Source organism: Agarivorans sp. JK6, assembly GCF_045277145.1.
GTDB classification, from domain to species: domain Bacteria; phylum Pseudomonadota; class Gammaproteobacteria; order Enterobacterales; family Celerinatantimonadaceae; genus Agarivorans; species Agarivorans albus.
Genome location: NZ_CP113525.1, coordinates 1990871 through 2011810, shown reverse-complemented (window position 1 = coordinate 2011810; position 20940 = coordinate 1990871). Strand labels below are relative to the sequence as shown.

The 20940-nt window shown below is 45.1% G+C and carries 14 protein-coding genes; 8 read left to right on the top strand and 6 right to left on the bottom strand.

Going from position 1 to position 20940, the window contains the following annotated elements; genetic code table 11:
• Positions 1–106: 106 nt before the first annotated feature.
• The 4 genes from OV592_RS09485 to OV592_RS09470 all read right to left on the bottom strand — a co-directional run bounded on the left by OV592_RS09485 (position 107) and on the right by OV592_RS09470 (position 9881).
• Complete coding sequence (locus OV592_RS09485; RefSeq protein ID WP_406611205.1) at positions 107–3139, bottom strand: di-heme oxidoredictase family protein; 3033 nt, start codon at positions 3137–3139, stop codon at positions 107–109.
• Positions 3140–3240: 101 nt separating this feature from the next.
• A complete protein-coding gene (locus OV592_RS09480; RefSeq protein ID WP_406611204.1) occupies positions 3241–6879 on the bottom strand; it encodes a di-heme oxidoredictase family protein in 3639 nt (1212 codons plus the stop codon).
• 653 nt (positions 6880–7532) lie between these two features.
• Entirely contained in the window at positions 7533–8330 is a 798-nt protein-coding gene (locus tag OV592_RS09475; RefSeq protein WP_406611203.1) for an SDR family NAD(P)-dependent oxidoreductase, read from the bottom strand.
• A 393-nt stretch (positions 8331–8723) separates the two neighbouring features.
• Complete coding sequence (locus tag OV592_RS09470; RefSeq protein WP_406611202.1) at positions 8724–9881, bottom strand: Ldh family oxidoreductase; 1158 nt, start codon at positions 9879–9881, stop codon at positions 8724–8726.
• A gap of 301 nt (positions 9882–10182) precedes the next feature.
• Between OV592_RS09470 and OV592_RS09465 the strand changes: the two genes are divergently transcribed.
• Complete coding sequence (locus OV592_RS09465; protein ID WP_406611201.1) at positions 10183–11808, top strand: transmembrane adenylate cyclase; 1626 nt, start codon at positions 10183–10185, stop codon at positions 11806–11808.
• A 61-nt stretch (positions 11809–11869) separates the two neighbouring features.
• Positions 11870–12562: a pseudouridine synthase gene (locus OV592_RS09460; protein ID WP_406611200.1), complete on the top strand. Its 693-nt coding sequence runs from the start codon at positions 11870–11872 to the stop codon at positions 12560–12562.
• Between the two features lie 103 nt (positions 12563–12665).
• Here the strand turns inward: OV592_RS09460 and OV592_RS09455 are convergent, their stop codons facing one another.
• Together OV592_RS09455 and OV592_RS09450 are read right to left on the bottom strand one after the other, a co-directional pair.
• Positions 12666–13913 carry an MFS transporter gene (locus OV592_RS09455; RefSeq protein WP_406611199.1) on the bottom strand — a complete coding sequence of 416 codons (1248 nt, stop codon included), beginning with the start codon at positions 13911–13913 and terminating at the stop codon, positions 12666–12668.
• Between the two features lie 53 nt (positions 13914–13966).
• Positions 13967–15127: an arginase family protein gene (locus tag OV592_RS09450; protein ID WP_016403683.1), complete on the bottom strand. Its 1161-nt coding sequence runs from the start codon at positions 15125–15127 to the stop codon at positions 13967–13969.
• 423 nt (positions 15128–15550) lie between these two features.
• On the opposite strand from OV592_RS09450, the gene OV592_RS09445 reads away from it, so the two are divergent.
• The 6 genes from OV592_RS09445 (at position 15551) to lepB (ending at position 20885) form a co-directional block, all read left to right on the top strand.
• Positions 15551–16477: a hypothetical protein gene (locus tag OV592_RS09445; RefSeq protein ID WP_406611198.1), complete on the top strand. Its 927-nt coding sequence runs from the start codon at positions 15551–15553 to the stop codon at positions 16475–16477.
• Positions 16478–16666: 189 nt separating this feature from the next.
• Positions 16667–17995 (top strand): hypothetical protein, encoded by a 1329-nt coding sequence (locus OV592_RS09440; RefSeq protein WP_406611197.1) that lies wholly within the window; start codon positions 16667–16669, stop codon positions 17993–17995.
• Positions 17996–18045: 50 nt separating this feature from the next.
• A complete protein-coding gene (locus OV592_RS09435; RefSeq protein WP_406611196.1) occupies positions 18046–18387 on the top strand; it encodes a hypothetical protein in 342 nt (113 codons plus the stop codon).
• 34 nt (positions 18388–18421) lie between these two features.
• Positions 18422–19750 (top strand): hypothetical protein, encoded by a 1329-nt coding sequence (locus OV592_RS09430; RefSeq protein WP_406611195.1) that lies wholly within the window; start codon positions 18422–18424, stop codon positions 19748–19750.
• Positions 19751–19800: 50 nt separating this feature from the next.
• The gene (locus tag OV592_RS09425) at positions 19801–20136 is read left to right on the top strand and encodes a hypothetical protein (protein ID WP_406611194.1); all 336 of its coding nucleotides are present in this window, start codon (positions 19801–19803) and stop codon (positions 20134–20136) included.
• Between the two features lie 86 nt (positions 20137–20222).
• Positions 20223–20885, top strand: a complete 663-nt coding sequence (lepB, locus tag OV592_RS09420) for a signal peptidase I (RefSeq protein WP_406611193.1) — start codon at positions 20223–20225, stop codon at positions 20883–20885.
• Positions 20886–20940: the final 55 nt, after the last annotated feature.

Here is a 20940-nt window from a genome sequence, read left to right as displayed (position 1 = left end):
CGAGTTACCAGCAGCATATGCCGAGATTTATGAGGTAATAATTTACTTATATCCTTACTTTATTGTTGAAAAACGGCGCTTCAGAACGAAGCGCCGTTTTTTGCCACTACAGTGTATTAATGAACTTAACGATGGCTTCTTGATCGGTACTGCTTAAAGCATTAAATGCCGACTTAGCAGCACTGCCATCAAGATCATGTTTTTCAATGGCTTGCTCAATAGATGTCGCAGAACCATCGTGCATAAACAGCACATCACGCCCATTTCGCTCTAGTAATTTGATGTTTTGACCAAGCCCCCAAAGCGGCTGAGTACGAAAATCACCTTCACCTAAATCCCACAACTTCATATCGGTATAAGGACGAATGGTAAGATTGCGTAAATGGCTTGGTGCATCACTTCGAGTGGTTTGCACAGGAGTATGACAACTAGCACAACCCACTTCGGTGAATAACTGGTCACCACGTACCACTGCTGGATCATCATAGGCACCTGGGTCACGGTTAGGCACGGTTAGGAGCTCCGTGTAGGTTGTGATTAACTCAACAACCGGATGGTTAGTCCCCTCTTCTATTTGAGTAAAATCTACTCCGTGGTCATTCTCCATTGCGCTTACAACTTGCTCAGCAACAGTGTCTGCAGAACCATCCCAAGAAAATCCAGTTTCTCGGCCTTCTATAACTTCAAGTAACTTGACACCAAAAGCAGGCATTGGGAGACGCGGACCTTTTGCAGTATCAATAATCTCGGAGCCACGGCCATCTCTAAAGTGACAATTACCACAGGTGCGATCACCAATTTGCACATCTGGATCATCAAATTCAGAAGAACGCTGCTTACGAGGGTCAACACCATGGAATAAGTGGTGACCTACGATGAAGTCATCAATCATTTGCTCTTTATGAACAGTGGTAAAGGGTTGCGTAAAGGTAGCGTTCTTTTCTAAGTCTATGTAAGCACCAGCATCGGACAACCACATTGTCGTACCCGCTTTACCGGCAGAATTTAAGCGCACATCGCCATAAGAACCCCAGCCCTGACCAACAGTGTAGTAAGAGAAGTCGTTGTAGGTTTGTGCGCCGCTATTGCCAGCTATCGCCGAAATTTCAAATTGAATCACTTGCCCATAACTAAAAGCATCGCCCCAACCTAAATCTGCTACCGTAAGTGCAAAAAACTGCTGACTATTAGGTGAGCCAGCTCGGCGCATCGCCTCGTTACGAATAACGTTTCCGGTAATATCTCCTTGCATGTTTACATTGCCTGGTGAGTCTTCCACCCAGATGGTGTAGCGATCAAGATAACGAAGAGAGTCGTTATTATGCTGAGCATCCAAAACTGCTGCTGTTGTACCGTCTTGAGTCACTGGGTGACGAAAGCGCATCCAGTTAGCTGAGCCATCAACAAATGCTTGATATTGTGGACGACCATCTACCACCGGTAAGCGGCCACCTTCAGTGGTGAAACTGCCGGTGTATATGTAAGCCGAGGCTGGATTATTGTTTAAAGCACTTGGGTGTACGTATCGGAAAAAGTAAATATAAGGAGCACTACAAGCTACTGTTGCTGCTCCATTACTGAATGCTGAACCAGTGTATGTTTCACCACCATTTTCTGAACAATATACTTCTAGCCCCGAGTCGCCTGGTTGCTTAGATATTCCTGGCCCCCAAGACCAACTAAAGGTGTCACCGTTTAGTTCAAAAGCAAAACCATATTCAGTAGGAGTGGAACCATTAGCAGGCGTACGTAAAAAGGCATTCCCATGATAAGGTGCTGGCCCAATAGAATTATCATTGTGAGGCGTTTGCCGCTCTGTAGAGTTGTGGGAATTAAACTCCCAGTCTAAATGGCTGAATACGTTTGCTGGGTCTGGCTCTCCACCATTACCACCATCACCGCCATCACCGCCATTGCCACCGTCGCCCCTATTGCCACCTCCCCATACAAAGGACCATGTCGGGTAGTCGCTAGCGCCTAATCCTGGCACTTTAAATACTGGTGTATAAGACTGACCAGTGACCATGTTGTCTTGCTGACGCTGCCAACGGCCATCAACTAACTCAGCAGGATAACAATCTGCATCGCCAGATTTACACATGTAGTAATCACCGCCACCCCAGCTTGGATCATTATTCACCCAGTAAAGCGCCGTGGTATTGTTAATCACTTCTACACCATAGTTTTCACTTGGTGCAGTATTTTCATCACTCACTGAGAAACCGCTACTGTCTTGGTTAGTGGCTCCCTCATCATCAACTGCCACAACCCGAAGCTGATAACTACCAAGCACTAGATCATCGATAATCCAATCATAAGGTGCATCAGTTAAAACGCCTAAAGAGCTTTCTGGCTGGCCTGGCGCAGTAATAAATAGCTCAAGCTGGGCAATGACACCATCACTATCACTAGCTTGTGCACTAACAGTAATGCTTTGTCCAACAAGTGCATCACTAGGGGTTTGCAACCCAACAACTGGTGGCTGATTGCCTGTCACTGGTGCTTGTACATTTAGGCTTTGTTGCGCTTCGCTTTGCGCCCCCTCATTATCGGTAGCCAATACACGAATGCGATGTTCACCCGCTTCTGGGTTGGTGAGTTGAACGCTATAAGGTGCAGCATCTAATGTTGCTACTAACTGCTCAACTTGATTTGGTCTAGCAACATATACAGCAACCGATGCAACACTGCCGTCGGCGTCACTTGCTTGCACATTAATAGTATAGTTTTCACCTGCAATTACATTGTCGGGCAAAGCTATCGACACTTGCGGAGCTTGATTGACTGGTGGCGTTTCACCTCCCGCTGTCACTTCCACTAGGTAACTGGGTGAAATGTATTGCCCCAGAGCATTATCTTGGATCTTCAATTGAATGTTGTAGCTGGAACCCAAGCTAACCAAATTGCTTACATCTCGCTCCCAGCGGCCATTATTTAACTGTCCACCGACACAGTTATCGGCTAAACATAAGTATTGCCAACCTCCCGTCCAGTTTTCGTTATCGAAGTACAACGTTGCTTTATCGTTATTTAGCTCGATACCCTGCCCAGCAATAGCAGCAGGTACAACGCCGAGTCCAAGCAGCACACTGCCAAATAAGATATTTTGTTTAAGGTATTGGCGTTTGTTTGTCGTCATGACTTTCATTCCTTATTGGAGCGAAAAATAGTATTTAATAGCCCTAAAAAAGCGGCCAAACATAGGCCCAGTAAACTGAGCTTATGCTGGCCAAAGTGGAGCTATAGGGTTTTCAGGAACTTGATAATGCTGGCCTGCTGTTCTGCTGATAAACCATTAAAGGCAGCAGTGGTAGCGCTAGCATCACCATCGTGTAATTGAATTGCTTGTTCTAAGCTGGTGGCTGAACCATCGTGCATAAACAAGGTGTTTTTGCCATTTCGCTCTAACATCTCGATGTTCTGGCCAATTGCCCATAACGGTGCGGTTCTAAACTCACCGCCGTTTACATTCCACAGTTTCATGTCGGTGTATGGGCGAATATACATATCACGCAGACCTACCGGTGCATCACTGCGGGTCTTTTGAGTAGCTTGATGACAACTTGCACAACCCACTTCGTGGAACGCAACTTCACCATCAGCCACAGCAGGATCTACGTATGCATCGTATTTACGTACCGGTACATGAAGAGTTTCTGTATACACAACCAAGCGATCAAAATTGGTTTGCCCTATATCTGCAGGTGTTAACCCTAAGTCGTTAAGTAGAGCGGCTCTTGCTTGTGACTCAATGCTTGCTTGCGAGCCATCCCATGTAAGGCCAACTTCGGCACCTTCGATGTAAGCCAGCAAGCCGGTACCGTAAGTGGGTGGCGCAAGTAGCGGCCCTTTCGGGGTATTTACAACAAAGTCCGAACGCCCATCGCGGAAGTGACAATCACCACATGAACCCTCATTCTCTGCTTTTCTCTGCACGCCATTTACATCCACAATGGCTTTACTACCCGCAAAACCAGTACTGCCAGGTTTAGCCTGACTCACTTGGGCCATACCGTGAAATTGGTCGTGCCCTAATAAAAAGTCATTCACTTGTACATCACTTTCTACTGAGGTGAGCTGCTGAGCAAAACGTGCATTACGCTCATCTTGTTCAACCGGGTTACAACCATCAGAGTGAACGATACGCACCGAGCCGCGACCTGCAGGGTTTAAGCGAGGATCACCTGTAGCCGTTTCAAAACCAGCACCAATAGTGATGTGCTGCATGGTGTTGTAGACCTGCGAGCTAATAGTGGTACCACCAAACTTGCTATTATTTGCGGTAGGGAATGACGCTTCCCAGCTCAAAATTTGCCCATAGTTGTATTCAGAACGAATTGGGTAAGGCGCATTCTCAGCACCAATTACGTATTGTGGTCCCTGACAGTTACCTTGGCCATATTCAAATATTTCCAATCGAATAGGCGCAACTGAGGCTTCGGTTTGGATCTGAGTATTCCCCGGGCCATCAATAAAGGTGGTGTTGTAACGCTCTAAGCCACTCATTAATGAGGTGTTATAAGGCATCGCGTCAAAAGTGATGAACTCCTGAGTGCGGTCCCTAGAGTGTGGGTGACCATGGCGCATCCAGTTGGCACTGCGGTAGGTTACCGTCTCTCGTTTACTTGGGTCGATACGATCTTCAGGCTTAGTTTCGTCATAAACGAACAGCGCTGAATACACCCAGTTGGATTCTGGGTCTAAGTTAAAGGTGCCACGCATCCGATAACGGAAGAAGTAGAAGTACTCTCCGTAACAGCTACCAGGAACTTGAGCGGTATATGGACCAGCTAGGGTTCCGGGCATATCTGCCTTGTGAAACTGAATCTGGTTATTTGAACAATAAAACTCTAGGTTAGGATCTTTAGCTCCAATAGAGCCATCTCCCCCTACTTGCGAGAACTGCGCAATTAGGCCTGCTGCATGACCATTTTGTGATGGGCTGTAACCAGGGCGCCAAGTCACGGTGCGGCCATCAATATCCACTGCAAAACCGTAACGGCGTGGAGTGATACCATTGATTGCTGTTTTTAAGGCTGGTGCAGGATACTTAACTAAAGGCAATTGAGGCAATAACTCAACATCAGCTACCCACCAAACATCAAATACGCCATGTCCGGCGGTATCTTCAGCGGTTTGATCACCTATATAGAAATACAGAGGTTCTCCATTATAAGTAACTTGATACTCTACAATTTCAACCGGGTTACCACAGTCATCAACATCACTACGGATGCGCTCTATTGTCGAAAACGCACCATTCACACCACCAGCCGGAGTAAAACTTTCTGGTGAACTTACCAATAAGGCAGGCCAATTTACTAAGCATTCACCCTCGCAATTACTTTGGTTTGCGCTGTCATTATCAAAGGTATACAGGGTAAAGCCTGGCTGACTAGTGTTAGCACCAGCATTCAAATATGCGCCAAGGTCTGCATCAAAAACGACACTTGCAATGGTTGCTTTTACAGGCTCAACAGGCGTATCACCGCCACCAGTATCATTAGCAATGTAACAGGGAGAACTGGCAACCCCTTCACCTGGCTTAACTTGGATGCTATGGATACATTGTCCAGTGTTAAACTGGCTACCTTGTAAACGGATCTCTAAGTCGTAAGTGGTATTGGCATCTACACCTTGGATTTGTGTTTCATAGCGTTGATAGCTAGCACCATTACTTTCTGTAAAGCTAAATGGTCCAGTGGCTGGTAAGTTAGGCGCATTGTTTTGTAAACCAACAATGGCAAAGCCTGGAGTGTGACCCGCGATTGCACGGTGGTAAACCAAGCCATCTGATGTCATACCAAACTGATATCCATCACCAGCATCAGCGGCAGGATCATCTGATCCACCCGGCGCTTCACAGGTTCCGGGTGGGAGCTCGTCGCTACTTACCGCAAAGTTACGCTGGGCGCTGGCACTTAAGCCTTGATCGTCCTCAGCGACAGCGCGTAGGCTATAACTTCCCTCCAATAAATTACCAATTTGCCACTGATATGGCGCACTGCTGAGTAAGCCAGCAGACACTTCAATAGCATTTGGCTCAGTGTAAAAAAGCTCTACGCTAGCAATGCTTCCATCAGCATCGCTGGCATTAACCGATACGTTTACCGATTCGCCCGCTTTTAAGTTGTTTGCTATCGCAGCAATGCTCACTTGAGGAGCTTGGTTTACACCGCTGCTAGCTTCAGCCACATACACCGATTCGGCTGCTTGGCTGCTAGCTTGTTGATTATCGTTTGCCACTGCACGTAATTGGTATGTACCCACCTGCAAAGGCTCAATGGTCCATTGATAGGGTTCTGAGTTTAGTGTCGAATATAACTGCTCTACACTGCTAGGCTCACTAAGGTAAAGTGAAACAGACTCTACCTCACCATCGCTATCACTCGCTGATACTGTTACCGACAAACTGTCTTCATTAGTTAAATCGGCGGGTAAGGCTTCAAAGCTAACTTCAGGTGCAATATTTTCAGGTGGCGGCGGAGGTGTATCTCCGCCCGCGGCTGTCACGGTATATGCCGGTGAGATATATTGCCCAGTGGCGTTATCTTGGACTTTAATTTGAATGGTATAGTTTTGCCCAGAAACTGGCGTTATCTCGGCGACGTTTCGTTGCCAACGCCCCTCAACTAAGTCACCACTGGCGCAGTAATCATTGACGCAAAGATAGTTCCAGCCACCAGACCATTCTTGATCGTCAAAGTAAACGACAGCTCCGCCATCATTTATCTCGACTCCCTGGTCTGCTGTTGCCATTCCACTGGCTAAAGTAAGGCTTACAACTAGCCATAAACGCTTTGAGAAATGCGCCCTTTGGACCACTCCCTGGGTTGGCTTTTTACCGCCTTTATCAGCGGTTGGTTTGGTAATTGTCATTACAATTTCCCTATTTTAAGTTTCCCTTCCGAAAATGAAACCGGTTTCATTTTCGCTTAAAAAAACAGTGTTGCGACTCAGCGCTTATAGCGCTCAAACAACACCCAACAATTCACACATTCATAACATTTATTTACTAGCCCGCTAAGCCGAGAAATTATGCTTTTTAGTTCGCGGGAATAAAGCGAAAATCCCTCGCTAAAGTTTATTTGGCATACATAATTATCTAATCAACATTTAATGAGATAATTATCAAACATCGAAAACAGTGTAATAAACCGACCAAAACAGATCAATATGTCGCAAAAGTGCGACATGAAACCTCATTCATCCAGCAAAGCGAAAAATGAATAGCGCTAACACCCCTTGGTTTTATTTAATAATTTCACAATGGATAACTAAAAAGAATGCTTAAAAAACACCCACCCTCAGCTATCTTTATCAAAATTAATATTTCCACCTTTGTGATAAACATCAATAAATCGTTAAAAAACACCACGCAAATTAACAAGAAAACAACATTTGTGGCGCATAGATTAAGTAGTACCTAAATCAGATAGCGATGTCAGTAAGCAACCATTTGGCGCTTGGAAGGGATATTAGAAAGTTGGAACCAAATATCCAATATTCGATTCCAATGGATACTGAAATGATTATAAGCCAGGTAGCATTCCGCCACCTACAGGCATCGCAACACCAGTCACATAGCTGGCTGCCGGGCTGGCAAGATAACAAACAGTATCGGCAATTTCACTGGGCTCGGCTGGGCGCCCCATGGCAATAGTCGAATTCTCTAACTTTGCAGCTTCTTCGATGCTAATGCCTTCCGCTTCAGCAATGCCTTGATAAGCTTGCTGCAACATATCGGTTGCAATAGCGCCCGGGCACACCACGTTAACTCGCACACCTTTGTTGGCATATTCTAAAGCCAACTCTTTAGTCACCCCAACTAAAGCAAACTTGGTGGCAGTATAAGGATAAGGCATGCCCTGCAAGGCGCCTAAGCCCGCTAAAGAAGCAATGTTTACAATAGCACCCGAACCTTGACGCTCCATTTGTGGTAATACCGCTGCGCACATAGCCATAGTGCCTTTTACGTTTACCGCGTAGTTGGCATCCCAATCGCGGTTACTATTTTCTAGAAATACTGGTGAGCCAGCACCTATGCCGGCATTATTTACTAATATGTCTACGCTGCCGTAATGGTCAATGACCCGCTGTACTGCAGTATTAACTTCGGCTTGGTTGGCTACGTCTACTATTACCCCCATAGCCTCGGCGCCTTGCGCCTTAAGGTCGTCCACTACCTGCTGTAAACCTTCTGCTGAACTTGTTCGTCCAGTTAAGGCAATTTTAGCGCCTTGTTTAGCGAGTTTAAGTGCAATAGCACGGCCTAAACCTTTCATCTTTGTCGCGCCAGTAATAATGGCGACTTTACCCTTAAGTGTCATAGTAATCCTCTGATATCAATGTTGGTTTTGAGATAATCAATATTAGGGTCTGTTGATCTTTGCTGATGGTTTTTGCCGCAACTTATTAGCCATTTAGGCAAGGCAGTGAGTGTGCAGTTAAGTGGGCTTAATAATCACTCGCTAACGCTGAATAAATGGCTAAGAAATGCTGCCCGAAGGGTTCGGATAAGAGAACTTTACTCTTTGTTGAGCACTTCTTGCTTAGCCCACTAGGCTTCCAAGTGCTCGCCGCGATTAAAGCCCGCTTATCTCGAACAAAAATTCAACACCAAAGAACAACAGCCCCTAAGGACTTAAAACGAAGCGCTCCCTGCGCTCCTCAATCTATCCCTCGACTGTGCTTAAGTACTCGTACGAGATTTTGTGATTTGCTTATGCGATAACTTCTTGCTGAGTTAACTGCGCATACTCTTCACGTAATTTCGCTTCATTTAGCCCATATTTAGCCGCGGTTTTCTCGAAGAATGGAGCCCAGTGACTAGCCAAAACTTCCACTTCTTCTGTTTGAGCCTTTAAGCTGTAATAACCTTTTTGACCTGGCATACGTGGCGCACCTTTACCTGGCAATGGCTTAGCCTGTTGTACTGCCTGAGTAAAGCGATCTGCTTTAGCTAATACCTCGCCTATTGGCCCGAAATGACTAGGATCGATAGCAATGTAGTAAGAGCCACCTACCGATGGTTTATCGGCATCACCGCTTAGGTAATCGGTTAGCGTTGGCATCTCTGGCGCTATAACCCCCAACGGATTAATAATGGCGCTAAGAGCTTCGTTCCAAAGGTTTAATGAATACAAACGCGGGTCTGTAAGATTTTGATAACATGACTGATCAAACACTCGGCCATAGCCTTCTACAGGGCGCGCAAATGGCGCAAGGTCATTGCCTAATTCACCCGTTTGCGGGTCAATTACTGAGTCTTTCTTAACCTTAGTGCCCTGTAATACCGACTGTGCAGTGTCTGCGTCATACCATTCGCATAGTTTTACACTGGTCCAAACCGGAGCTTCGTTACCAGATGGTGCAATAGCATCGAAAGGAGGTACTGATAACACGTTAGCCATGCCACCATATGGCGAAGCCATCGGTACCGAGTTATTTGAGGTTTGAGCAAACATATTTTGCTCGTGCGCCATCCAAGCATAAGAGCCGTAGCTACCTGCATCGTTATGGTTACCACCAAATACGATAGCGATACCGTGTTTTTTAGCCTTAGCAATAGCAAGCTCGGCCATTTTAGTCACTGTCCAATAACCGCTAGAGCGCTTACCATCGACCACCGCCCAAGCTTCTCCCTCACCAACCACTTCTGGCTCAGCCTTAATGTCTAATTCACCAGCTTGAAAGGTAAGGTCGATGGCTTCATAAACACCTAAACCTTGGTTTAGTTTGCCTTGGCGAATGCCGGTCATTAGTGCGCGAGATACCGCGTTTGCGTGTTCTTCGCTGGCGCCGGTGGCTTGCCAAACTCGCTTCAAAGAAAACTCAATGAAGCCTGCATCTACTTTTTTGGTTTGAACTTGTGTGCTCATAATCTGTCTCTCTTATTGGCAATTAACAATGTGTATCTAGTTGACGAGAGCAAGTTTACTTAAAGCCCAAAAATCTCGAAGTTACACACTGGATCATCGGCAAAAAGGATAAATACCCAAATAAAAACAGAAACTTATAGACGAGTAGCAATGAGAGTAAATGAGTAACAATAGGTAACAAGCCGCAATATGTTAAGCAGAAACAACTAAACTACTGTTAGTGAAAGACTTTGCCAAATTAGGCGCTACTTTTGAGGCACCATTAATGGCAGAATAAACCCAGCGTAAATAGAAATAGGTGATGAAAGTGGCCAACGGTAAAAACTTAGACCTAAATAATCAGCAGCACCAAATACTGATCCGCGAACAACTGGAGCGCATAGTCGAGAGCAGTGTTTTCGAACAAAGCCCAAAAATGAAAGAACTGCTGAGCTACTTGGTTGACCAAACCTTGCAAGGCAACGGCGACCGCTTAAAGCAGTTCACTATTGCGATTGAGATTTTTGACCGTGACGCAGACTTTGACCACCAATCCGATCCCATTGTACGCATTCAAGCAGGCCGAGTGCGTCGCTCTCTCGACACCTATTATTTTACCGAAGGTGCCAACGACGCGCTTTATATCTCGGTGCCTAAAGGGCGTTATGTTCCTAGTTTTAAGTTACGCAGTGAACAAGATCTTAATCCTCAAGCTATTGCTCCTGTTGCAGAACCCGCAGAGATTGAAAGCCTAGGCCTAAACCCAAGCATTACCGTACTGCCATTTTTATCTTTAGCCGACGACAACCAACAGCAATTTTTTGCCGATGGTTTTGGCGAAGAGCTTGCCACCGAATTATCACGCTTTGATACGCTTAATGTGGTGTCGATGTATGCCATGGGTGATACCAGTTTTGATATAAACACTGCCGCCGACATCAACCAAATAGGCAAGCAGCTCAAGGTTTCCTTTATCACTAGCGGCACCATGCGCGCGTTAAACAATCAAATGCGGATTCATGCTCGCCTATATCGCGCCGATACAGGTCAACAAGTGTGGGCCGAGAAATACACCTGTGATATGTCAACCGATGACTTATTCGAAGCACAAGATCAAATCATCGCCGAGATAGTGGCAGAATTGGCGTCAAGTTTTGGCATTATTCACCGCGAAATATACCAAAGCTGCAACCATAAAAAAGTTGAGCAATTATCCACCTACGAAGCCACCCTACGCTACCGCCACTATTTAATGACCTTAGGCAAAGAGCAATACCAACCGGCTTTGCAAGCACTGCAAAAAGCAACCCAACAAGAGCCAGAATATGCACTTGCTTGGGCAATGTTAGCCATTCTTTATTTTGATGCCGATAAGCTAGCCATGGCAGACATTGCTAAAGCCAGTGAACTAGGCTTTGAATGTGCCCGTAAAGCGGTAGAGCTAGATACCAATAATCAAGAATGCCAAATGGCCTTGGCCATGGGCTACTTAAGCCGCGGCGATCAAGCGGGCCTTATTGAAGCAGTAAATAAAGTTATTGCACTTAACCCTAATGCCGCTTACCAAGTAGGCTTAGCCGGTTGGGCACTGTGTTTAGCTGGTGAGTTTAAACAAGGTAGAGAGTTGTTAGCTAATTCTAAGGCCTTAAATCCCTTTCGCCCACCTTGGTTTGCTTTGGCAGATATTCTTTACTTTTATGCAGAGCAAGACTTTGAACAGGCCTTTAAAGCCTTAGATCAATTCTCATTAAGTACCCTCTATTGGCAACCTCTACTGCGCTGTGTATTACATCTAGAAAAAGGTGAATTTGCTCAGGCTAAAGCCGCCTACCTAAAAGTACTTGAACTGTGCCCTGATTTTAAGCAACGACGCGAGCATTACTTAAGTGCTTATTTAGTTTGTCCAAATTTAAAGCAACAAGTTATTTCAGCATTAGATAAACTTTAAGAATACTCGAGCGGGGATTTGGTTATACTCCGCTCAATTTCTCCCAACACTGTAAGCATCAATGCGACTAGACAAGTTTATTTGCAAAAGCACTACGCTTGAACTTGCCCAGGCAAGATTGGCAATTAGCCAACATCAGGTACAAGTTAATCAGCAAACTGCAACAGATGCAGCAATGCAAGTACACGAGAACAACCACATAGAACTATTGGGTGAGCGCTTATTTGCTCGCCCCTCTCAGTATTTTATGATCCACAAACCTGCTGGGTGTATTTGCTCCAATAAAGACGAAGCCTATCCGTCGGTATTTAATGCAGTTGGGCTAAACCAAAATGAGCAGCTGCATATTGCCGGACGTTTAGATGCCGATACTACCGGTTTGGTATTAGCTACTGACGATGGTAGGTGGTCATTTTCTATTACTCGGCCAGAGCAACGTTGCCCTAAGATTTATAAAGTTACACTAGCTAAACCCATTACTCACAATGCCATTGAGCAGCTCGAACGAGGCTTAGTTCTTCAAGGAGAAGCTAAAGCCACCCTACCCGCTATGGTTAATACCTTAAGCACCACCGAAGTTGAATTAAGTATTTATGAAGGTAAATTTCATCAAGTAAAGCGAATGTTTGCAGCAACGGGCAACCGTGTTAAAGCCCTGCACCGACAACAAATTGCCGATATTGTATTGGACATTGCACCGGGAGAATGGCGAACACTAAACCAATCAGAAATAGACTGTTTTTCTTCAACTTAACCAATCTAGTTTCAGCTATTCAAATTAGCATAGTAATTTTGCCAATAAAAAAGGCACTTAAGCTAATAAGTGCCTTTGGAGAATTAAGATGAAGCGCTAAATCTTAAAGCTTGCTGGTTGACTCCGAGTCATTAAAAGTAGCCCGTTGAATAGCCACTTTGGGTTTGCTTACTAAGCAAGTTAAACCAACCACTAAGGCAATAGCGCTAACCGCTGCCACTAAGCTAGCTAAAGAGCTCCAACCAAAGCTATCGGCACTAATGCCACTGAGTACATTGCCGCCAGCATAAGCACCGGCAATGGCAAACATTAACAGGCCTTGAGTCATCCCCGCACCGGCTCGAGAAGCTTTGGCTGCAATGGCTGGCTGCACCATATCTACCGTTGTCACTCCTTGTAGATAAACCAGATACAAACCTAAAGGTAGGTATGCCTCAAGTTGGCCAGCATATAAGGCAAGCCCAGCGAGACCTAGCATCACCACGACTTTAGCCACTACCGCCAACAACCATACTTTTTCGCCACCTACTTTAGCCATGGCTTTGCCCACTAAAGATAGCAGCACCAAACTAACTACCGCCGATACCGACAAGGCCATGGATGAAAGCGCGGCGTCAACCTTAAATACCTCAGCCATATAGTTAGGAAACTGCCCGGTGATAACACCTTGGCCAATCGATACAAAAAAGATAGCTAGCAAAATCAAACCAAAGCGAGAAAACACCACCTGCATGATTCCACCGGCTTCGCTTCCCTCATTGACTTGTTCTACTTTAATCCGAGCAGCGGCTTGTTTGTTGGTAGCAGCGGTTACTAGCAGCGCCAACAAAGGGATGAAGAACATTACAGCAAAGCGTAGCTCAAACGACACGCCAGCTTCCGTTAATGCCGCTAAACCAATGCCAGCAAGCAACGAACCCACAATAGCAACCTGATTAAGCAAAGTAAGCTTGGAGGCTTCCTCTTCTGCTTCATAACCCCCGGAGACGATAAACGCCGGGTTAATCATCAGAAGGGAAGCGGAACCCAAACCTAAAAACACAGCCGCCAACAAATGCAGCATGAAATTCGCACCTGACAGTGCAAAAACTAAGGCTGAAATAGCAATAGCCGCTAAACCAATTAACTGCGCAGAACGGTGCGCGCGATATCTATCTGCAAGCCCGCCCAGTATAGGTGCCAGCAAACCCGACAAACCCAAAATACCCATAGCAATACCCACTTGAGTTGGGCTGCCAGTTTTATCAAGAATAAAAGTGGGAATTAGAATAGGGATAAATACCAACTGAATAATGCCGTAGCATAAATGCGCGGTATACCAAGCCTCTAAACCCCAACGTGGCTTATTCATAACATACTCCTAAAACACAAAAGCAAAAGGCGACATTGCTGTCGCCCCATTTATTACAGGCTGGCTTTGCCAAAAGCTTGTGGCCATTGTGTTTTACGTTTTTCGCCATTACGTTTAGCGGTGCAGTCTGCTAACCAGCAAAGCAGTTTCCAGCTAATGCCTGCAGCAATGTAACCATCACGTTTTGACATATCGTGTTGCGGGGTGTATTCCACCACATCAGCACCGACTAAGTTAATGTTACCGTGTTTACGCAAGTAACGAATAATGTCCCACACTTGGCGCGATTTAAGACCAAAAGGCTCAATGGCTGAGTTAGACGCATTGTCGGTTGCATCTAGTGCATCTAAATCAAAGCTAAAGTAACAAGGGCCATTGCCTACTCGCTTCAGAATACGCTCGGCTATCTCGGTAGTGCCTAAATCAAACACATCGTCAGAGCTGTAAGTTTCTACGCCAAAGTTTTTAGCATGACCACCCACCAAGGCTGTCATTCGGCCACGAATACCCATGGTAATCATGCGCTCAGGATCTAAGTTCCCCTCGGCAAAGTTACGTGTGAACTGGTTGCCCGAGTGATAGGGGTATTCAAAATCTGCAAAAGTAACTAAGTCATAATGCGCATCAAAGTGAATCAAACTTAATGGGCCAAACTTTTTGCCCAGAGCCGCGATAGGTGCATAGCTAGTTGTATGGTCGCCACCCCATGTAAAAGTAACGCAATCGTCTTCTAGTACAATTTTCTCGTATTCATCAACAATTTTTTGCACTTCGTCTTTCATATCGAACTGGCCGTAGGTATCAATATTGCCGTAATCGATAATACGCGCATTATCGAAAGGAATATCCCAGCCGCCGGTAGGGCTTGGCTCAATAGTTCCCATGGCATTTTTTGACAGTTCACGTAAGGCTTTTGGCCCATATTTATGCGAACTATTCATTGGAGCGGCTTTTTCTAAAGGTTGCCCAACCACTGCAATATCGGCATTTTTGGTGTCTCTAGAGAACGGGGCCATAAATGCACCCAAATATTCTTTGTTTAGGTTACCTACCACCTCAAGGCCTACACCGCCCATCTCACTAATGCGCACCAAGTGCTCCATTACTTCTTGGTCAATGCCATCAATGCTTTGCGAGTTAAGCCACAAATCTTGGTACTTTGCTAAACGCTCTGCAGGAATTGGCGGATGTTTTTTAAAAGTAGATGTAGTCATTGTTTTAGTCTCCGGTTTTAATCAGCGGCTAAGCCTTTAGCTAAGCGCTGTTTGTTTTGACGGAGCCATTTTGGATTTTTGAACAAACACAAAGAAGTAAGTTACTGGAGTAACTCGGTGACAGGAGGTAACACGCGGCGCTCAAACAATAGAAACTGTAAAACACGACCACCAATCATTGCTCTTTAAATCTGGGATTTAATCGCTAACAAGACCTAGTTCTTAAAATGAACCATTTACAGCTTAAAGCATTGTTATTATTTACATTTAATAAAGTTTCATTTTGACAAATTAGATAATTAAACAGATGATGGGCACAATCACACAGAAGAAACAGCCAACGTTAAGTAAAACGCCTACTCACTCTCTCATCCAATGATTGCTAAAAGCGACTTAAAGTACTTAACAGCAAGGAAGCTGCTAATGAGATTGACTAAACGCCTAACACTAATCCTGCTGTTGGTTAACCTCAGCGCGTGCATTGGAGACTTAACCCAAATAAAGCTTAAAGTTATCGACCAAGATGGCCAGCCAGTTAAAGGGGCAGAAGTAAGCATGAGTTTTATGCTCAGCAAAGGTAGTAATAAATTTAAAGGGACAACTGATGAAAAAGGAGAGGTAACAGCATTACGTTTTAGTCAATTTGGTGCAATTGTACGAGTAAACAAAAAAGGCTATTACCAGTCAAAAATAAAAAGAACCAGTAAAGGCCATCAAAAACTCACGATAGAACTGCGTAAAAAGAAAAACCCCACCGCCATGTATGTCAAAAAGCTAACTCTTCCCGTCCCCAAGAAACGAGAAGCAATCGGCTTTGACTTTGAGCAAAGTGATTGGGTTGCACCTTATGGAAAGGGAAATACAGCTCATATTTTCTTTTATTTAGATGGTGAGTATACTGATATATACAAAAACAACAACGAACTGCAAGTCTCTTTTATTAATGCAAATGATGGATTTATTAAACTAAATAAAGTTTGGACTAACTCCGAGTACCCCTTCCCCTACCTAGCTCCTCAGGCTGGCTACACTAACAACCTTGTTCTTAAAAAGAATCGCGCCCCAAACTCTAAAACCATTAACACTTACGAAAAATTAGCTTTAGGTTATATTTTCCGAGTCAACACTAAGCTAAACAGTGAAGGTGAGGTAATACATGCCAATTATGGAAAAATAGCAGGTGAGTTCCTCGGCTCAGCTTACGTCAATACAGCTAAAGGAAAAAATGAAGGTTTTGTAAAGTTCACCTACTACTACAACCCTACCCCCAACGACCGTAGCTTAGAATTTGATTGGCGACAAAACCTTTTTCGCGACTTAGAACATGAAGAAAAAGTCTATGAGCCATAAAAACGCCTAAGCATTACTCGCAGAGATAGCAGCCGGGTATTCGCTTCGCTGCGATAACAACCCCAAACCGCCAGCCCTAATTAAACAGCAATAAGGCTTTGTTATTATTTGCATTTATCAACTTAACATTTTGACAAAAACAATAATTAGATAGATGATTGGCGCGGAATAAAGCTGAAGGAACAGCACATGCCCGCACCTAGTTTTACCCCATTACCAGAGCCGCTCGCCAGCGAGCTGGCGCAAACTATTAGTAACCCGCAATGGCAGGCCGAGCGTCAGCGCCTGTGGGATATTCACTTAGAGAGCTACTACGCAGGTTTTAAACGCAGCGAAGCCAAGGCCGTTAAACACTATTATTTTACTGGTGAGCTAGCCCCTAAGCATTTTGGTCAAGTGGCAGTCGAGAACTTACTAGCTCTTTATCCGTTAATAAACCCACAAAGCATCAGTTATTTATTAATGGTACTGCCTACCTTGGGCATAAAAGATTTAGTTAAACGACCACTAGAGATATGCAGTGATGATATTCAGCGCTTTGCTGATAGCTTAATGCTCGATTATTCTCCCTTTGCTCCAAAACCCCACCAAAGCCAAAGTATAGAACAGCGTTTAGCGGTGGTGGATTGGCTATTGGGTGATGAATTTGCCCCACAACGCCGCGTAGAAAATGTTATCGACCCTAAGCACCCCGGCTGGCAGTTAAGCATAGAGCCCTTAAACATGTGCCGTGATATCTTAGGCAATATTGTTTCATGGATGCACTGCGCAAAGTTCAACCATTGCCCGCCCTTATGGTTAAAACGCCTCGATTATTTAGTGTCGGCCTTTAAACTGCTGCCCTTAGAAGCGCATAGCCGTAACATCCCTCACCGTAGGCAAGCAGAACACCAGTTTAAACGTTATTTATGGAGCCTAATCGACGCAGGGCTGTTTAGTGATGCGGTAACGCTTAGCCCGCGCTTGCAGGACTATAACCAAGCACGGCAGCAAGTATTAAACTGCTTATTACCCCTAACCGAGTACATCCCTGCCTTTAAGCAAGTGTGCCTCGACATTAAACACCAAGACAGCTTCTTTGTTGAAAAATTGCGCAGCAGCCGCTACCAAAAAATACGCTTTAAAATTAGCCCTGAGTTATTCAAACAATGGCAGCAACACTTTGTGCATGAAAAACTCGACAGTGAGGATGAATGGCCAACTTGGTGGTCATTTGGCCATGGAATGTATGAAGACAAGTTTCCCGACTTAATGCTGGCATGGTTAGAACAGCATGCGCCTGAGCAAGCCAAGCTATGGACGCAACTGTGGCCCCTTAAGGTTATTATATCCTTACACAACTTGGCCGCCCCCTACGCCGAAGGCTTGCACTTTGTCATTGATTACTCGATAGATTCGTACCGAGGCGGCGACCAAAGCCAATCTGATAAGGTAGAGCACTTACTATATGAAATTGTGAGTCAACTACCACTAACAGAGTTAGAAAGCTGGCAACATTTTGCCCCTAAGTTAAAGTAAAGTGGCAGTTAGCAAACACAATCATTCAATAACGTTGTTTAGGATAAACCATGAGCGAAACCGTACAATTACTGTTAACGCCACCCGACGCCACAAGCAAATTGTGGCAGCAAGTCACGCTCTTGCTGCAAGGCAATAGCACCGGCGCCAAGTTACAAGACTTGTTTGATGAGATTCACGCCGATGCAGGCGATACCTTTGAAGAAATACTCGAACAATTTCCCGACTTATGGGTAGAACAAGCCGAATTTGAGCAAGGTAAACTAAGTGTAGAATTCCTAGCAGGGCCAGAGGCTGAAGAGCTGGCCGAAGCCCTAGAGAGCTTTTTTAAGCCCTTCCCGTTAGTCAGTTTATCGATAAACCAAAGCTGTGATGACGCTGAATTTGAGTAAACAGCCCAAACCGTTAACGCTGAAGGAACAGCACATGCCCGCACCTAGTTTTACTCCCCTACCAGAGCCGCTCGCTAGCGAGCTGGCGCAAACCATTAATAACCCGGCATGGCAGGCTGAGCGTCAGCGCCTATGGGATATTCACTTAGAAAAATCTTACAGCCAATTTAAACGCAGCGATGCCAAGGCGATTAAACACTATTATTTTACTGGAGAGCTTGCCCCCAAGCACTTTGGTGAAGTATCGGTCGAAAGGCTGCTTACTCTTTATCCAATCATTAGCCCGCAAAGCATCAGTTATTTATTAATGGTACTGCCTACCTTGGGCATAAGGCGACCATCTAAAGAGCCTTTAGAAATTCGCAGTGATGATATACCGCGCTTTGCTGATAGCTTAATGCGCCAATTTTCTTCCCATGCTCCAGAGCCCCACCAAAGCCAGAGTATTGAACAGCGTTTAGCAGTGGTGGATTGGCTATTGGGCGATGAATTTACCCCGCAACGCCGCGTAGAAAATGTTCTCGACCCCAATCACCCCGGGTGGCAGTTAAGCATAGAGCCCTTAAACATGTGTCGTGATATCTTAGGCAGTGTTGTCTCTTGGATGCACGGCGCAGATCTCAACCCTTGCCCGCCCTTATGGCTAAAACGCCTCGATTATTTAGTGTCGGCCTTTAAACAGCTGCCCCTAGAAGCGCATAGCCGTAACATCCCCCATCGTATGCAAGTAGAACACCAGTTTAAACGTTATCTTTGGAGCCTGATTGACGAAGGCTTGTTTAGTGATGCCGTAACGCTTAGCCCACGTTTACAAAGCTATAATCAAGTGCGCGAACAAGTATTAAACTGCTTATTACCCCTAGCCGAACACATCCCTGCCTTTAAGCAAGTGTGCCTCGACATTAAACACCAAGACAGCTTTTTTGTTGAAAAATTGCGTAGTAGTCGCTACCAAAAAATGCGCTTTAAAATTAGCCCGGAATTATTTAAGCAATGGCAACAACACTTTGTACATGAAAAACTCGACAGTGAAGAAGATGCGCCTCGTTGGTGGACATATGGCCCTGAAGAGTATGAATTTAAACTGCCCGACTTAATGTTAGCCTGGTTAGAGCGACATGCGCCCGAGCAAGCTAAGCGGTGGCCGCAACTGTGGCCTTTTAAAGTTAATGTTTCTTTAAACAATCTAGCAGCCCCATATCACCAAGGCTTGCACTTTGTTATTAATTACTCGATAGATTCGTATCGAGGCGGCGATCAAAGTCAAGCTGATAAGGCAGAGCAATTGCTATATGAAATTGTCAGCCAACTACCGCTAACAGAGTTAGAAAGCTGGCAACATTTAAACCCTAGATTAAAGTAAAGCGGCACTTAGCAAACACAATCATTCAATAACGTTGTTTAGGATAAACCATGAGCGAAACCGTACAATTACTGTTAACGCCACCCGACGCCACAAGCAAATTGTGGCAGCAAGTCACGCTCTTGCTGCAAGACAATAGCACCGGCGCCAAGTTACAAGACTTGTTTGATGAGATTCACGCCGATGCAGGCGATACCTTCGAGGAAATACTCGAACAATTTCCCGACTTATGGGTAGAACAAGCCGAATTTGAGCAAGGTAAACTAAGTGTAGAATTCCTAGCAGGGCCAGAGGCTGAAGAGCTGGCCGAAGCCCTAGAGAGCTTTTTTGAACCACTGCCAATTAAAGCCTTAACTATTGAGTTAGGCTGTGATGACGCCGATTAAACCTTTAGCCTAAAGTGAGTCCCCACCCCAGAACAACTCTTTATTGCGGCCTTGCGGCCACAATAATACTGAGTATTGTTGGCGTAATGCGATGGATAAGTGTATTTGGTAACAGCTTACAAATACTTTTTGGCATATCAGAAAGCTTTCCTGCCCTATCTTGGCCTATATTGCTAACAGCTTTTTTGGGCCTAAACCTTGGCATATTACTGTTACTGCTGGCGATTATTGGTCAGCAGCAACGTCGAAGAAAGTATTTAGGTAGGCAGCCAAAACACAACATAAAAACTGGGCTACTATGGTTGCTATTACTGCCTGTCAGTACCTTATTAAGCCTAGTGTTGGCTTTTGCTTCAGGCTTATCTTTATACCAAGTACCTTCTGGCTCTATGCTGCCGACCCTACCCTTGGGCTCTATTATTTTGGTAGATCGCTACACTAAGCCACAGCGTTGCGACATGGTAGTATTTACACACCAACAAATAAACTACGTAAAACGCTTAGTCGCCCCGCCTAATAGCCAGTTTACCCTACAAGGCCATTTACTCACTCAACAGCAAAAGCCGTGGGATTGCCCACAGTTGCGATGGCAACCACCACTAGCCAAAGGCCAACAAACCATACATTTAGATGAGCAACAGTGGTTTGCCATGGGCGATAATCGCGCCTGCAGCTTTGATAGCCGAAACTTTGGCGCTATTGCCAGTAAAGATATTGTAGGAGTGGTAACGTTAGTGTGGGTTAACTAAGGCCTAAGCGCTTACTAAGCTAAAATCTGTATTAAGGTGGGTATTCACATTAGCT